Origin of the sequence: Streptosporangium sp. NPDC049078 (assembly GCF_040648855.1) — a bacterium.
Lineage (GTDB): Bacteria > Actinomycetota > Actinomycetes > Streptosporangiales > Streptosporangiaceae > Streptosporangium.
In genome coordinates this window covers 202950-217034 of the sequence record NZ_JBEZEL010000014.1, presented here as the reverse complement: position 1 = coordinate 217034, position 14085 = coordinate 202950, and the positions used below count along the sequence as shown (strand labels likewise).

Genomic DNA, 14085 nt, shown 5'->3' with positions numbered 1-14085 from the left:
GCCCTCCTTTCGGCGTTTTCAGAAGGTCGTAGCGACGAAAGCAGGGGCAGGCGATGGCCGATGTGGACGGTCGGAGAGAAGCGCGAACGGTCGAGCAGGTGCGAGAATACCTGTTGACTCATATCAATTTTGCTCTTTGTCGGCCAGGCGTGTTCGGTGGAGAGATCGCCCTAAGAATTTACTTCGACGCAATGGCGTTCACGGACGATCGTGAACAAGTCTGGAATGAGAAACAAGATTCTCTTCGTGCTCGGAGGGCTTTTCTCTCCACGGGAGTTCGGGGAGCCTTCGAGTCTCTCTGGGGTGCCGGAACCTATGACATGGCCGCGTCCGTCTATGCCGAGTTCGCCCATCGTCACGGATGGCTCCGGCCGGACCGTATCCTGTCGCGGGACGGGTACGACAAGCTGATCGGTGCCAAGAAGGCTTGGTGTGAGCGCGATCGAACCCTCGAACAGACCCTCGATATGTTCGGGCCGCCGTCTGTCTACTGCGGTGGCACGAGCCCATACTTTCCCAAGACCTTGGTATACGCGACGGGGCACCCTCAGGATTCTTTGCTCTGCTTCCATTTCTGGAACGAGTTCCTTCATTTGCGTACGGATCAGACCGCATTGTACGGCGAGCCCATGCTTCTGGCCGTCCGGGGAGAGGGTTCCGACTTCGCCGACAGCTTCACTTTCACGCCTGTCGGTACGAGCCGGTGCCAGGGAGCCCGGAGGAGCGATCAGCTTTCCGAATAGGTGTCCTGCACTCCAGCGGACAGGCGGTAGTCGTCGAGGAGGGCGACACGACATGAGACGGCTATCTATGGCGAGTGTGGTCGAACGACGGATCCTGGTGAACTACCGGGTCGATCCAGAAATCGCCGCACGTTTGCTGCCGATGCCACTGCGGCCTCAGCAGGTCGGAGGATGGGCGGTCGCCGGAATCTGCCTGATCCGCCTCGGGCGGGTCCGACCCACGTGGCTCCCGAATGGTCTGGGGCTGCGCAGCGAGAACGCCGCGCATCGCATCGCCGTGGAGTGGGACGGGCCGCGAGGTCCTGAGACGGGGGTGTACATCCCGCGCCGGGACAGCGGATCGATGGTCACGGTGCTGGTCGGCGGCCGGTTGTTCCCCGGTGTGCACCACCGGGCGTCGTTCGATGTGCAGGAGACTGCGGAGGACCTCCGCGTGGCCTTCGGCGGCCGTGACGGCCTGGTCAGCGTGAGCGTGCACGTTCGCACGGCAGAGCTGTTCCAGGGCAGCGAACTGTTCGCCGACCTGGGTGAGGCATCGGAGTTTTTCCGTCACGGCTCGACAGGTTTTTCCGCTACCCACGATGAAGGGCGTCTTGACGGGCTCAAACTCGGGACCGGCTCATGGCGTGTGCGGCCCGTCGATGTCCACGCTGTCCGGTCCAGCTATTTCGACAACCAGGATCGGTTCCCGCGAGGCAGCGCGAAGCTCGACTGCGCGCTGCTGATGCGCGAGGTGCCGGCAACATGGATCCCGGTGCAGCCAATGCGGGTTACGACGCCGGACCGCAGGCACGCCGGAAACACCGAACCTTCCGAATAAGCGCACTCCCTCAGTACCCTCGGCGCTGCCGAGGAATGAAATACCTGGTCAAACGGGACCTGTTGGGTTCCACTCCTGGCTTCGGCCGATATGACCTCCCATTGTTAATGTGATTGATGCAGCTGGTGCTTGCCTGGTGAAATCGGCAGATGATTGGAAAGACGCTGTGGGAGCGGCAGCTTCATCAGAGGGGGTCCGCTTCGGCGTTGGCGGTGACGGAAGACCGCGTCGTTCTCCATGAGCGCCACACTCGGCTTGTCTGCCTGGACCGCCACGACTGCTCGGTCCGTTGGGACGTCCCGATAGGAACCTGGCCGCGTGCGGTCGTGGTCGCCGGTGATCGTTGCCTGGTTCTGCCGCAGGACACCGATCAACTGTTCTGTCTCGATCTCACTGCGGGATCTGTGGTGTGGCGCGCCGGGTTGCCGCAATACTCGGGGCATGTCGTGGCTACCGCGGAGACGGTCGTCGTCGGCGGCTGGCGTGGTTACACGCCCATGTCTGCTTTCGACCTGAAGGACGGACGGCCTCTGTGGCGGACACGGCGGCGCATGGCCACGGTGCTTCCTCTGCCCTGGGATGGCGGCGTGCTGTTGGGAGACGGCTCGGAAGCGTGGCTGATCGATCCACGAGATGGCAGGGAACTGGACCGCTGGCGGTTGCCGGAGTCGCTGGTCGAAACCGACGGTCATCCGGCGTTCACCATGATCGGCCCTGACCGTTGCCTGGTGCCGTGCGGCCTGCGATCCGTTGTAAGCATTCGATTGTCATCGGGTCTCGTCGAGCGCTTCTTCCGTCACGATGCCGACCTCTCGTCCTCGGCCGCCCAGTTCACCGGTGGTGTGGTGTGGTTGCGAGAACGAGGTGCCGGCTATCTCGCCATCGACCCCGAAGACGGATCGGTGTTGTGGAACGTGGACGTCAGGCAGCCACTCGTCGGTGAGGTGGTCCGAGACAGCGAGGGGTTCGTAGTGGCCGGCGCGGGCGGCCTGCTCTTCCGCCTGCGGTCTGATGGGCACGTCCTGGAGCGGTCCTCATCGGTTACCAGGGTGGCTGCACTGCGAGACCTTGGAGCAGGGGAGATGCTCATGGTGACCAAGGGAACCTTGAGGATGATCGCCATCGACCCGTACCGGCGAGGTGAATGACGCAGGAATACCGCAGCCCACGAATAAGTGCTCTGCCCCGATATTCAGAGCTGATTCAGAGCAGAAAAGCAGCGCTGGGTAAGAAAGCCGAACCCGCGTAACGCCCACCGGAAAAAGGGAGGCCGGAGTCGACTCCGGCCCCCTTCTCTGTTCTCGGACGCTCTGGGACTGTGCAGTGAGAACACCGTGATCGCCCGTCGTTTTCCCGGCCGGTAGGGTCGCCGGGGACATCTTGCGGTTGAAGGGAACGTCTCATCGTGGATGCGGGCATCATCGGGCAGGCGATGGGGTTGTTCGCTGTAACCAACATCGACGACATTTTGATCTTGGCGTTGTTCTTCGCCCAGGGCGCCGGACGGCGCGGAGCCGCCGCGCGGGTGGTGGCCGGTCAGTATCTCGGCTTCCTGGGCATCTTGGCCGTGGCGGTGGCCGCGGCTTTCGGTGCCACCTTCCTCCCCGAGCCGGTCCTGCCCTACCTGGGCCTGCTCCCGCTGGTCTTGGGCGTCAAGGCGGGTCGGCAGGCGTGGAAGGCCCACCGCGATGGGCGCGACGGAGCCGGGGAGACGGCGGAGGAGCATGCCGGTGGGCCGAAGGTCCTGGAAGTGGCCGCGGTCACCTTCGCGAACGGCGGCGACAACATCGGCGTGTACGTCCCCGTCTTCGCCACCGCGGGCGTCGGCTCGATGGCCGTCTACGTCACCGTCTTTCTGACCTTGGTGGCCGTGTGGTGCCTTGCCGGGCGGTTCTTCGCCACTCGACCGATCGTCGCCAGGGCACTGAGCCGGTGGGGACACATTCTGCTGCCGGTCGTGCTGGTCGGGATCGGCCTGCTCATCCTGATCGAGGGCGGCGCCTTCGGCCTGTAGAGCTTCGTCACGAAGCGGCGCCTGTGGAGCGGCTGGGCACCGAAGGGAGATCGAGGCCGGTCCCCCTTCGGCGTTCTCAGGACGTCGCCCGCGAGGTTGACGGCGAACGAATCGCCTGATTTCTGCATCTCACCCATCGGATGACAGTCGCTATCAAGGCCGGTCCCGGTGATGGGGGACGGCCGATGGCGGGTACGTCTGAGCCGGGTGCTCACCGCCGACGGCCGAGTGACGGCACCGGCCTCTCACAGGCGGTAGACCCGGCGGGCGGTGGCGGCGAACACGTTCTGGACGGTCTGGGGGGACCGGCGGGCGAGGACCTCCTGCCAGGTGGAGACCAGGGTGGGAAGGTCGGTCCAGATCTTCTCGATCGGGAAGTTGCTGCCCCACATGCAGCGGTGGGAGCCGAAGGCCTCCAGGCAGGTGTCCGCGACCATCTCGATCAGCGAGCGGTCCACGCGGTGCACGAACGTGCCCTGACCGGTGAGCTTCACCACGACGTTGGGGCGCTCGGCCAGCAGCCTCAGGCCGCGTTTCCACTCCGCCACCCGGGACGCCCCGGACTCTTCGAGCATCCCCGCGTGGACCAGCACGAACGTGACGTCGGGGAAGTCGTCCACGAAACTCGCGGCGTCGGCCATCTGGTCGGTGAACACCTGGAGCTCGAACAGCCAGCCGAGATCGGCGAGCGAGGCGATGTTGCGCCGGAAGACGGGATCCTTCATGCGGTCGGGGGCGGAGGCGAAACGGAACTCGGGCCGCTCGTGCCAGTGCAGTTGCAGACGGGTTCCCCTCATGAGAGGGGTGAGCGCGGCCTGGCGGCGCATCACGTCGGCCGCGCCCTCGTCGAAGAGGTCCGCCGAGCCGATCACGGCCATCGGCCAGCCGGTCTCCGCGTGGGTGTCGCGCAACCAGCGCACCTCGTCCAGGCAGCGGTCGAGAGACCAGTTGGCCTGGACGTAGACCGAGGAGGTGATACCGCAGCCGGTGGCCTCCTCGACGTACTCCGACACCGGGTAGTCGCGGCGGATCGACTCGTAGGGACCGAAGATGCGCGGGATCATCTCCCCCTGGAGCCAGGGCAGGTCGGCGGCGCGCCAGATGTGGTGGTGCGCGTCGACGATCCCGGCGAGAGCCGGACTGGCGGTGGTGTCGTTCATCGAATACCTCCGGCGTGGGGACCTCCGGCTTCGGCCCCGGGGAGGGGACGCGGGACCGTGAGGCATGTCATGGACGGGTTCCCGTGGGTCGTGGGATGGGCCACCGCCTGGCCGCCGCGCCCCGGGGGCCGGACAGGACCGCGGGGAGGCGGCGGACCTCCGCGAGAGCGGTGGGCAGGTCGCGCACGCCGCCGAGGTGGTCCAGGTGGGGGAGCTGGGCGGCCATGGCGCGCGTGACCGGGCTGTAGTCGGGGGAGCACGCCAGCGGTGACCACCAGACGAGCCGGTGGCCCAGGCGGGACAGGCGGGCGGTCGCGCGGACCATGGGGACGTGGTCGCCGCGTTCGAGCCCGTCGGAGAGCACGATCACGAGAGCGCCCCTCGCGAGCGCCACGAACCGGGGGACTCCCAGGAACTCGTGCAGCGCCGCCCCGATCGCGGTGCCGCCGTCGGCGTCGGTGACCAGCTCGGACACCGCGCGCAGCGCCCGGCCGGGGTGGGGGTGTGACAGCACGGAGGTGATCCGGGTGAGCCGGGTGCCGAAGGTGAAGACCTCGGTACGGGCCGGCGCCGCGCGCAGGGCCGTGTGCGCCAGACGGAGCAGGTCGGGGGTGTGTCGCCGCAGCGAGCCCGAGACGTCGACCAGGATGAGCAGGCGGCGCGGGCGCGGGGGGCGGGCACGCAGGCGCAGCTCGATGATCTCCCCGTCGTGGCGGCGCGCCCGACGCCAGGTGTGCCGCATGTCCAGCCGGTCGCCGGAACGCGCCGGGCGCCGCCGCCTGGACGGGGTCGGGGGCAGTGCGGCGGGCCAGGCTGCCTCCAGTGCGCGGACGACCGAGCGCCACCGGTCGTCGGCCGCGTCGAAGTCCCGCCTGCCGTACGTGCTGAGCGTGCTGGCCTCGACGCCGTCACCGGGCAGCACCTCTCGCGGGGCGGGGTCGTCCTCGCCCGGCCCCTGGGGGGAGGGGGCCTCGCTCTCCCCCGCCGGGGGTGGCGGTACGGCGTCAGGAGGGCCGCCCTGCCGGAACCACGCGGTGAAGACCCGGTCGAAGGCGGCGAGCTCGCCGATGTCGTGCAGCAGGGTGATCCGGGCGTACCAGTACAGGGCGGTCAGGTCACGCGGTGGTGACGCACCGACAATCCGCAGCAGGTCGGCCTGTTTCGGCAGCGCGGTGGTCACGCCGGCGGCGCGCAGCGAGGACAGGAATCCCCACAGATGACGCGCGGCGAGGGCGCCGGGCTCGGAGTCGTCGTACGGCTCCCTTGACGGGACGGCGGCTGTGGGGAGAACGGCTTCGGAGCCTGGGGACGGGCTTCCCGCGACGGCGGCGGGATCAGACATCGCCGAACAGCTCCTCCGCGTGCCCGGCGAGCAGCCGGGTGTCCTCCTCGTCCTTGATGAGCAGGCCGAGGGCACGGCGCAGCGCCACGGGCCACGGGCTGCCGCCCTCGGCGAGGGTCACCGCCCCCCTGGCCCACTCCACGGACTCGGCGATACCGGGCCGTTTGAGCAGAGGCAGCCCGCGCACCCGCTGGACGGCGCGTACCAGCCCTTCGGCCGCTGTCTCCTCCAGGCCGGGTACGGCCGCGCGCAGGATCGCCCGCTCGCGGTCGACCTCGGGGAAGGCGATCCAGTGGTAGAGGCATCGCCGTTTGAGGGCGTCGTGCAGCTCGCGGGTCCGGTTGGAGGTGAGCACCACGATCGGGGGCGTGCGCGCCCGGATGGTTCCCAGCTCGGGGACGGTGATCTGGAAGTCGCCCAGGAACTCCAGCAGGAACGCCTCGAACTCACTGTCGGCGCGGTCGATCTCGTCGATGAGCAGGACCGCGCCGCGATCCGACTCCAGGGCGCGCAGCAGTGGCCGTCGCAACAGGAACTCCTCGCGGTAGAGGTCGCCGACCTCCTGGCCGCGACTCTCCGCCACCCGGACATGCAGGAGTTGCTTGGGATAGTCCCATTCGTACAGTGCCTGTCCGGCGTCCAGCCCCTCGAAGCACTGAAGCCGGATGAGCTCCCGGCCGACGACGCGCGAGAGCACCGCGGCGACCTCGGTCTTCCCGACTCCCGGTTCTCCCTCGAGCAGCAGCGGCCGGTCCAGCCGTAGCGCCAGGTGGACGGCGGTGCGAAGACCCTCGTCGGCGAAGTACCCCTCCCGTTCGAGCGCGGCGGCGAGCGCGTGCTCGTCCGGCGGGCAGGTCGCTGCCGCCCCTCCGTCCGTCGCCTCTCCGCCGTGCGCCGCCCCTCCGCCGGCCGCCGGGGAGGACCCGGCCGCCGAGGAGGACTTGTCGGCGGGGAAGGCCCCATCGGCCACCGGGAAGGACCCACCGGGCGCGGAGGGGAACCCGCCGGACACCGGGGACGCCCCGCCGGACATCACAGCTGGGCGTGCTCGGTCGTGAGCAGGTGGACCCGCTGGGTGGTGTGCGCGGCGGCGTCGGCCGCGGCGGCCTTGCCGTGCTCGGAGCCGAACGCGGCGGCGCGGGCGTCCTCGTCGTCGAAGTAGAGCTCGTTCACCGAGTCGAACGGCGCGTCATCGCCGTTGCTGACGCTCACCGTGTACTTGCGCAGCCCGGGAAGCTTCTTGGCGAACTCGACGTGGTCCTCCACGACCCACTTCGCGAACTCCTCGTGGGACAGGTGCTCCGCGCGCTTGAGCAGCGAGACGACTTTCAGCATGGTTATCGGTTCCTTCGGATCGGGTGGGTGTTCCGGGTGTTCAGGTGCCCTCGTGCGAGGGCACCTCGTGCGGGGCGTCTCGCGCGAGGGCGTCCAGCCCGCGCAGGACGCGTTCGGGGGTGAAGGGCATCGCCGTGATACGCACGCCGCAGGCGTCGTAGATGGCGTTGGCGATGGCGGGGATCGGCGCGTTGGCGGTCATCTCGCCGATGCCCTTGGCGCCGTAGGGGCCGTTGCCGGCGGGGCGTTCCAGGAACAGGCTGTGCTGTACGGGGATGTCGGCCGGGCCCGGCATGAGGTAGTCGGCGAAGTCGCGGGGCCCGTGGTCGCGCCGCGGGTAGTAGGGCTCGGTGGTCTCGAACAGGGCGTGCGACACGCCCATCCAGGCACCGCCCTCGACCTGCTGGGTCGCCATGGCCGGGTTGAGCGCGCGGCCGATCTCGTAGGCGTTGTACAACTCCAGCACCTCGACCACCCCGGTCTCGTCGTCCACCTCGACGACGGCGACCGTGCACGCGTGCGCCTGGCACGAGTCGGGGTCCATCTCTCCCGTCTCGGGCACCGGCACGCTCGGCTCCTTGAGGAAGATGCCGCGCCCGGAGATCGTACGGCCGTGCTTGAAGTGCGCGGCCATGGCCAGCTCGGTGATGTGGATGCTCGGCTCGTCGGAGCCCTTGAGCTTGATGACGCCGGTGCCGTCGGTCTCCAGGTCTCCGGCGTCGACCTCCAGCTCCTCGGCGGCGACCTCCAGCATCACGCCGCGCGCCTCGGCCGCCGCCATGATGACGGCGTTGCCGACGCGATGGGTGCCCCGGCTGGCGAAGGTGCCCATGCAGTGCGGGCCCGTGTCGGTGTCGGCGGTGTTGACCAGGACGTTCTCGATCGGCAGGCCGAGCGTCTCGGCCGCGCACTGCGCGGCGATCGTCTTGATGCCCTGGCCGAGGTCCACCGAGGAGAGCGTGATCACGAAGGTGCCCGTGGTCGTGGAGTGGATCAGCGCCTGTGAGGGGTCGCCGCCGAGGTTCATGCCGGTCGGGTAGTTCACCGACGCGTATCCGCGCCCGCGCAGCCTGGCCATGGCCTACAGCCCCTCTCGTGTCGTCGAGGACATCCGGCGGTACGCCTCGGGCAGTTCGTGCCCGGACATCTCCGCGGCCTTCTGGATCACTTCGACCAGCGCCGTGCCCTCGGCGACCTTGCGGTGGGCCTTGAGGTCGCCGTCGCGGTAGGCGTTGAGCAGCCGCAGCCGCAGCGGGTCCATCGAGAGGGCCCTCGCGATCCGGTCCATCTGCGACTCCAGTGCGAAGTCGCCGATGGTCACGCCGAACCCGCGCATCGCGCTGGAGGGCGTGCGGTTGGTGAACACGCAGTGGCAGTCGGCCCACACGTTCGGGATCGAGTACGGTCCCGGCAGGTGGGCCGCGGCCTTGGTGGTGCCGTACGGGGTGTGCCGCGCGTAGGCGCCCGAGTCGACGTACAACGTGACCTTGCGGCCGATGATCCGGCCGTCGCCCATCACGGCGTCCTTGATGTAGATGCGTTCGGCGGCGCGCGGCGAGGAGACCTGCATCTCCTCGTACCTGCCGTAGACGAACTTGACCGGGCGGCCGGTCGTCATGGCGGCCACGCACGCGACCGGCTCGACGACGACGTCGACCTTGCCGCCGAAGCCTCCGCCGACCGTCCCGCCGACGATGCGCAGCTTGTTGAACGGGGTCTGGAGGATGAGCGCGGTGTTGTCGAGGGTGAAGAAGCACGCCTGGGTGTCGGAGTGGATGCGCAACCGGCCGTCGGCCTGCGGGACCACCACGCAGCCGGTGGTCTCGGTGGGAGCCTGCTCGATCGGCGCGGACTCGTAGCGCCACTCGAAGATGTGGTCGGCCTGCGCGAACGCCTTCTCCACGTCGCCGAACCGGATCCGTCGGCAGTGGTGTCCCTCGTACGTGAAGAAGTTGCGGCCGTGGTACTCGTTGACCAGTGGCGCCCCCTCCGCGAGGGCCTCCTCGACGTCGAAGACCGCGGGCAGGTCCTCGTAGTCGACCCTGATCCTGGCCACCCCCTCCAGGGCCGCGGCCTCGGACTCGGCGACCACCGCGCAGATCGGCTCGCCGAGGTAGCGGACCTTGTCCACGGCGAGGATCGGCTCGTCGTCCGGCCCGACGCCGATCAGCTTCAGCGGGGTGTAGAGGTTGTTCGGGATGTCGGCGTGGGTGAGGATCCGGGTGACGCCGGGCACCTCGAGGGCGGCGGTCAGGTCGACGCCCCTGATCCTGGCGTGGTGGCGGGCCGAACGGTGCATCTTCAGGTGCAGCATCCCCGGCGGGGCAACGTCCTCGAAGAACTCGGTCCTGCCGGTGACGTGCCCCAGCGCGTCGGAGCGCTGGACGACCGAGCCGATGACGGTGAAGTCGTCCTCGCGCTCGGCGGCGAACGAGTCCTTGTCGATGGGGGCGAGCCGGTAGGTCATCGCGACACCGTCTCTTCCCGCGACACCGTCTCCTCCGAGGCCGGTACCGGCTTCGGAGACTCCCCGCGCCTGCGTCTGGCCGCGTCCAGGATGGCGATCATGATGGGCTGGTAGCCGGTGCACCGGCAGACGTTGCCCGAGATCGCCTCGGCCACGTCCTCCTGACTCGGGTCCGGGTCGCGGTCCAGCAGGGCCTCGGCGACCATGATCATGCCCGCCGTGCAGAAGCCGCACTGGGTGGCGAAGTTGTCGACGAAGGCGCTCTGCACCTCGTCGAGGTCTCCGCCCGCGGCCACCCCCTCAAGGGTGCGGACCGAGGCCCCCGAGACCGTTTCCACGGCGATCAGGCACGCCGTCACCGGCCGGTCGTCGACGAGCACGGTGCAGGTGCCGCAGCTTCCCTGCGCACAGCCGCGCTTGGCCGCGGTGAGCCCCAGCGAGTCGCGCAGGACCGCCAGGAGTGTGGTGCCCGGTTTGGCGATGAACTCCCGGGGCTCGCCGTTGACGACGAGCGAGACGATCTGTGACGACATTGTCCGGCCCTTTCTGGGGGTGGGCGGGCTTTTCATGAGGTGAGGGGTGTCTGGTGGACGCGGCGGCACCGCTAGCCGGTGAAGGCCCGGCGCAGGTGCACGGGCAGGACACGCGCCCGGTACCAGGCGCTGGCGTAGGCGTCGTCGAAGGGCGCCGCGTCGGAGCGGGCGGCCTCTCCGGCCTCGGTCAGGACCTCGGGGCTCAGCGGGCGGCCCAGCAGCAGCCGCTCGGCCGAGACCGCGCGTACCGGGCGCGGGGCGACACCGCCGAGGGCGATCACGGTCGAGGTCACCACGCCGTCCTCGGTCCGCGTCACGGACGCGACGGTCACGATGGAGGCCGAGTTCAGTCTGCGGCGCATGGCCTTGTGGTAGTACCAGGTTCCCGGTTCCGGCAGTGCGGTCACCACCGCCGTGACGAACTCGCCGTGGTCGACTCCCGAGGCGAGCACGTCGGCCACCGGGGCCTCGCGCCGCCCGCCGGGACCCGCGATCTCGCACACCGCGCCGAGGGCGAGCAGGCAGACGGCGAGGTCGCCGTACGGCTGCTCGACGAACAGGTTGCCGCCCACGGTCGCCAGGTTGCGGATCGTGGGGGAGGCGATGCTGCGCATCGCCGGGCGCAGGAAACCGAGGCCGGGATGCTCCTCGACGGAGGACAGGGGGGCCGCCGCGCCGATCCTGGCCTGGCCGTCGCGGACCTCGATCCCCGAGAGTCCGGCCCGGCGCAGGCTGATCAGCTCGCCTCCGGGCGCGGCTCCGCCGGTGACCAGCGGCATCACCACGGTGCCGCCGCCCATGATCTGGCCGCCCCTCGCCGAGTGGACCGCCACGGCCTCCGCGGACTCGGGCACGTGGACTGCCTGGATCATCATGTCCGGCCCCCTGCGTTACGAATGGGTTAATTATCGATAATTGATTATCGGCACCGTAAGCTGGGTGTCACCCCGGAGTCAAGAGGAGATCGATGAGCGAGAATCGATGCTCGGTAGGATGCGCTCCATGACCGAGGAGCCCTCCAAGCTGCCGAGGCTGACGTTGTCGCGGCAGATCCGCGACTCACTGGTCAGCCGGATCATCTCCGGCCGGCTCGGACCCGGTGAGCGCCTGGTGGAGACGCGTCTCGCGGCGACGTACGGCACGAGCCAGGCCCCGGTCCGCGAGGCGCTGCGCGAGCTGGAGGTCATGCGGCTGGTGGAGACCCAGCCACGCAGGGGCACCTTCGTACGCCCCTTCGTCCACGAGACGCTCAGGGAGAGCTACGTCGTGCGGGCCGCGCTGGAGGAGACGGCGATCCGCCTGGCCCTGCTCGCCGGGACCGTCCCGCTGGAGGCGCTCGCATCGGACGTGGAGGCGATGCGCGTCGCCGCCGCGGAAGGCGACGGCGAGGCGTCCGCGCGAGCGAGCGTGTCCTTCCACCGGCGCATCGTCGAGGCCTCTCGCAACGAGCTGCTCAGGCTCTCCTGGGAAGGGCTGCAGATCGAGGCGCGCACCTCGGTCACGATGCTCGCGACCGGCGTGAACCTCGACGAGATCGCCCGCGACCACGCCGAACTGCTCGCGGTGATCGAGCGCGGCGACCTGGAGACGGCCTGCAAGCACGCCCGCGACCACCAGTGGCACTACGCCGACCTCCCGCACGACGCCCACGGCCGGGTCCGCGACACCGCCGCCGGTTGAGTCACCGCGCGGGTGGACACGCGGGGAAAGCCCTCGTCGGGGGCGAAGGTACCGACCGGTCCGAACGGGGGAAACGAAGAAAGACCCGCCGTGGCGGGTCTTTCGCGAGGAGGCCGGACGTGGGGTCGTCCGACGGTGACGGGGGTCAGGCGGCGGACGTGGGACCGCTCGTCCGTGGAAAACGCAGGACGTTGCGGCCCGTGTAGGCGCTGAGGTCGACGACCTTGGCATCACCGGTCGCGCCACGGCGTGTCACGGAACGAATGTCCCTGATCTTCAGCCGCGCGACATATGGTGGCACGACCACAAGTCTCTTCATTGAGCCCCCCGGCGTGATGGTTCCGTTATGAGAAGTATCTACAGATCGCCGCATAAGGCTGCCGTAAAGACCAGGTCAACAGGGGTGCCCTGAGGGAGGCCGCGGATCCTCACCCGGGGTGCGGGCGGGGCGGCACCGGATGATCCGAGTGGGTCGACGCATGATCCGCCCCCTTCCCCGGCTCGCCGTGCTCCGCGTCCTGTGACACCGATCCGCCGGACGCTCGCGCGTCCGGCTCGCACGGGCAACCGTGCGAGCCAAACCTAGTGCGCCCCACCCCTCCCGATCAACCGTTTTGGCTACGCAGGGTTCCTGGAACCACACGTGTGGTGACGACGATCCGGTTCCACGCGTTGATCGTCGAGATCGTCACGACCAGCGCGGCCAGCACCTCGGGCTCGTAGTGCCTGGCGGCCTCCTCCCACACCGCGTCCGGCACCCTCTCACCGTGGACGGCGAGCAGGGTGGCCTCCTCGGCCAGGGCGAGGGCCGCCCGCTCGGCGTCACTGAAGAAGGGCGCCTCCCGCCAGGCCACCACGGAGAACAGCCGCTCGTCACTCTCCCCGGCCGCCTTCGCGTCATGGGCGTGCATGTCGACGCAGAAGGCGCAGCCGTTGATCTGGCTGACCCGTATCTTGACCAGTTCCCTCGTGGTGTGGGGCAGCCCGCTGCCGGCCAGGTATTTCTCCAGCCCCTGCATGGCCCGGTAGGCCTCGGGGGCGAGTTCGCCGATGTTCATCCGCTGCTTCATCGGACACTCCTTAGTTTCTCCGGGTTTCTCACGATGTCGATCCCGGTGATCCGGCCCTCGGAGACGGTCAGCCCGTAGACGGAGAGCCCGTCTCCCGACGTTCGCAACAGCCCGGCCCGGCCGTTGACCGTGGTCACGGCCAGCCGGTCGGCGCGGCCGATCCTCCTGGCGATGCCGAGCAGGAAGCGGGCGACCCGCTCGGAGCCGTGGACAGGACGCCTCGCCGCCCCCACCACCCCGCCGCCGTCGCTGCGCAGCACCACGTCGGGGTCGAGCAGCGCCATCAGCGCGTCGATGTCACCGTCGATGTCACCGTCGCCGTCCCCGCCTCGGATGACCCGCGCGAACGCCTCGACCACCCTGCGGTGCTCGGCCTCGTCGACCTCGAAGCGGGGCGCCCGCGCCGCGACGTGCCCGCGGGCACGGGCGGCGAGCTGCCGGCACGCGGCGGCCGAGCGCCCGACCGCGCGCGCGACCTCCCCGAACGGCAGCCCGAACACGTCGTGCAGGACGAAGGCGGTGCGTTCGGCGGGGCTGAGCGACTCCAGCACCACCAGCATCGCCATGCTCATCGACTCGTCCAGGGTCACCCTGTCGGCGGGGTCGCCCTCGCCGACCACCGGCTCCGGCAGCCACGGCCCGACATACTCCTCGCGCCGCACGCGCGCCGAACGCAGTACGTCCAGCGCGAGTCTCGATACTGTGACCACCAGCCAGCCCGTCACGTCGCCGATCTCCGAACGCTCCGCCCTGCCCAGCCGGAACCAGGCGTCCTGGACCACGTCCTCGGCCTCGTCGACGCTGCCGAGCAGGCCGTAGGCCACGCCGACCAGCCGTGGCCGGATGGCATCGAACTCTGCCGCGAGAGCTTCGTCACCGTTCACGTAAGGAGGACGAGACATGTCCCGAGTCTGTGACATC

16 protein-coding genes are annotated in these 14085 nt (G+C 69.3%); 5 read left to right on the top strand and 11 right to left on the bottom strand.

What is annotated here, in order from left to right; translation table 11 throughout:
* Nucleotides 1-53: 53 nt before the first annotated feature.
* The 4 genes from AB0B90_RS24925 (at nucleotide 54) to AB0B90_RS24910 (ending at nucleotide 3577) form a co-directional block, all read left to right on the top strand.
* Entirely contained in the window at nucleotides 54-743 is a 690-nt protein-coding gene (locus AB0B90_RS24925; RefSeq protein ID WP_362925033.1) for a hypothetical protein, read from the top strand.
* Between the two features lie 67 nt (nucleotides 744-810).
* Nucleotides 811-1563, top strand: coding sequence for a DUF2071 domain-containing protein (locus AB0B90_RS24920; RefSeq protein ID WP_362925031.1), 753 nt, complete (start codon nucleotides 811-813; stop codon nucleotides 1561-1563).
* 149 nt (nucleotides 1564-1712) lie between these two features.
* Nucleotides 1713-2711 carry a PQQ-binding-like beta-propeller repeat protein gene (locus AB0B90_RS24915; RefSeq protein ID WP_362925029.1) on the top strand — a complete coding sequence of 333 codons (999 nt, stop codon included), beginning with the start codon at nucleotides 1713-1715 and terminating at the stop codon, nucleotides 2709-2711.
* 284 nt (nucleotides 2712-2995) lie between these two features.
* On the top strand, nucleotides 2996-3577 hold the full coding sequence (locus tag AB0B90_RS24910) for a cadmium resistance transporter (protein WP_350946109.1): 582 nt from the start codon (nucleotides 2996-2998) through the stop codon (nucleotides 3575-3577).
* 245 nt (nucleotides 3578-3822) lie between these two features.
* On the opposite strand, the gene AB0B90_RS24905 is transcribed toward AB0B90_RS24910, so the two are convergent.
* From AB0B90_RS24905 to AB0B90_RS24870, 8 genes are all read right to left on the bottom strand, one after another.
* Nucleotides 3823-4737 carry an amidohydrolase family protein gene (locus AB0B90_RS24905; protein WP_350945918.1) on the bottom strand — a complete coding sequence of 305 codons (915 nt, stop codon included), beginning with the start codon at nucleotides 4735-4737 and terminating at the stop codon, nucleotides 3823-3825.
* 67 nt (nucleotides 4738-4804) lie between these two features.
* On the bottom strand, nucleotides 4805-6079 hold the full coding sequence (locus AB0B90_RS24900; protein WP_362925027.1) for a VWA domain-containing protein: 1275 nt from the start codon (nucleotides 6077-6079) through the stop codon (nucleotides 4805-4807).
* Nucleotides 6072-7049, bottom strand: a complete 978-nt coding sequence (locus tag AB0B90_RS24895; protein WP_362925025.1) for a MoxR family ATPase — start codon at nucleotides 7047-7049, stop codon at nucleotides 6072-6074. Before AB0B90_RS24895 ends, AB0B90_RS24900 begins: the two co-directional genes overlap by 8 nt.
* Nucleotides 7050-7111: 62 nt before the next feature.
* On the bottom strand, nucleotides 7112-7414 hold the full coding sequence (locus AB0B90_RS24890; protein ID WP_350945921.1) for an EthD family reductase: 303 nt from the start codon (nucleotides 7412-7414) through the stop codon (nucleotides 7112-7114).
* 40 nt (nucleotides 7415-7454) lie between these two features.
* A complete protein-coding gene (locus tag AB0B90_RS24885; protein WP_350945922.1) occupies nucleotides 7455-8492 on the bottom strand; it encodes a molybdopterin cofactor-binding domain-containing protein in 1038 nt (345 codons plus the stop codon).
* 3 nt (nucleotides 8493-8495) lie between these two features.
* A complete protein-coding gene (locus AB0B90_RS24880) occupies nucleotides 8496-9881 on the bottom strand; it encodes a molybdopterin cofactor-binding domain-containing protein (protein WP_350945923.1) in 1386 nt (461 codons plus the stop codon).
* On the bottom strand, nucleotides 9878-10414 hold the full coding sequence (locus AB0B90_RS24875) for a (2Fe-2S)-binding protein (protein ID WP_362925021.1): 537 nt from the start codon (nucleotides 10412-10414) through the stop codon (nucleotides 9878-9880). The genes AB0B90_RS24880 and AB0B90_RS24875 overlap by 4 nt, the downstream gene beginning before the upstream one ends.
* 71 nt (nucleotides 10415-10485) lie before the next feature.
* Nucleotides 10486-11289 (bottom strand): FAD binding domain-containing protein, encoded by an 804-nt coding sequence (locus AB0B90_RS24870; protein WP_350945925.1) that lies wholly within the window; start codon nucleotides 11287-11289, stop codon nucleotides 10486-10488.
* 127 nt (nucleotides 11290-11416) lie between these two features.
* On the opposite strand from AB0B90_RS24870, the gene AB0B90_RS24865 reads away from it, so the two are divergent.
* Nucleotides 11417-12094 carry a GntR family transcriptional regulator gene (locus AB0B90_RS24865; RefSeq protein WP_350945926.1) on the top strand — a complete coding sequence of 226 codons (678 nt, stop codon included), beginning with the start codon at nucleotides 11417-11419 and terminating at the stop codon, nucleotides 12092-12094.
* A 145-nt stretch (nucleotides 12095-12239) separates the two neighbouring features.
* Here AB0B90_RS24865 and AB0B90_RS24860 read toward each other — a convergent pair whose 3' ends face one another.
* From AB0B90_RS24860 to sigJ, 3 genes are all read right to left on the bottom strand, one after another.
* On the bottom strand, nucleotides 12240-12413 hold the full coding sequence (locus AB0B90_RS24860; protein WP_350945927.1) for a hypothetical protein: 174 nt from the start codon (nucleotides 12411-12413) through the stop codon (nucleotides 12240-12242).
* 286 nt (nucleotides 12414-12699) lie between these two features.
* Nucleotides 12700-13164, bottom strand: a complete 465-nt coding sequence (locus tag AB0B90_RS24855) for a carboxymuconolactone decarboxylase family protein (protein WP_350945928.1) — start codon at nucleotides 13162-13164, stop codon at nucleotides 12700-12702.
* The gene (gene sigJ / locus AB0B90_RS24850; RefSeq protein WP_350945929.1) at nucleotides 13161-14066 is read right to left on the bottom strand and encodes an RNA polymerase sigma factor SigJ; all 906 of its coding nucleotides are present in this window, start codon (nucleotides 14064-14066) and stop codon (nucleotides 13161-13163) included. The genes AB0B90_RS24855 and sigJ overlap by 4 nt, the downstream gene beginning before the upstream one ends.
* Nucleotides 14067-14085 lie beyond the last annotated feature (19 nt).

Coding starts and splice junctions, on each gene's coding strand:
- AB0B90_RS24890 (WP_350945921.1), bottom strand. CDS start 7,414: ATGCTGAAAGTCGTCTCGCTGCTCAAGCGCGCGGAGCACCTGTCCCAC.
- AB0B90_RS24920 (WP_362925031.1), top strand. CDS start 811: ATGGCGAGTGTGGTCGAACGACGGATCCTGGTGAACTACCGGGTCGAT.
- AB0B90_RS24865 (WP_350945926.1), top strand. CDS start 11,417: ATGACCGAGGAGCCCTCCAAGCTGCCGAGGCTGACGTTGTCGCGGCAG.
- AB0B90_RS24905 (WP_350945918.1), bottom strand. CDS start 4,737: ATGAACGACACCACCGCCAGTCCGGCTCTCGCCGGGATCGTCGACGCG.
- AB0B90_RS24900 (WP_362925027.1), bottom strand. CDS start 6,079: ATGTCTGATCCCGCCGCCGTCGCGGGAAGCCCGTCCCCAGGCTCCGAA.
- AB0B90_RS24925 (WP_362925033.1), top strand. CDS start 54: ATGGCCGATGTGGACGGTCGGAGAGAAGCGCGAACGGTCGAGCAGGTG.
- AB0B90_RS24885 (WP_350945922.1), bottom strand. CDS start 8,492: ATGGCCAGGCTGCGCGGGCGCGGATACGCGTCGGTGAACTACCCGACC.
- AB0B90_RS24875 (WP_362925021.1), bottom strand. CDS start 10,414: ATGTCGTCACAGATCGTCTCGCTCGTCGTCAACGGCGAGCCCCGGGAG.
- AB0B90_RS24870 (WP_350945925.1), bottom strand. CDS start 11,289: ATGATGATCCAGGCAGTCCACGTGCCCGAGTCCGCGGAGGCCGTGGCG.
- AB0B90_RS24910 (WP_350946109.1), top strand. CDS start 2,996: ATGGGGTTGTTCGCTGTAACCAACATCGACGACATTTTGATCTTGGCG.
- AB0B90_RS24860 (WP_350945927.1), bottom strand. CDS start 12,413: ATGAAGAGACTTGTGGTCGTGCCACCATATGTCGCGCGGCTGAAGATC.
- AB0B90_RS24855 (WP_350945928.1), bottom strand. CDS start 13,164: ATGAAGCAGCGGATGAACATCGGCGAACTCGCCCCCGAGGCCTACCGG.
- AB0B90_RS24880 (WP_350945923.1), bottom strand. CDS start 9,881: ATGACCTACCGGCTCGCCCCCATCGACAAGGACTCGTTCGCCGCCGAG.
- sigJ (WP_350945929.1), bottom strand. CDS start 14,066: ATGTCTCGTCCTCCTTACGTGAACGGTGACGAAGCTCTCGCGGCAGAG.
- AB0B90_RS24915 (WP_362925029.1), top strand. CDS start 1,713: ATGATTGGAAAGACGCTGTGGGAGCGGCAGCTTCATCAGAGGGGGTCC.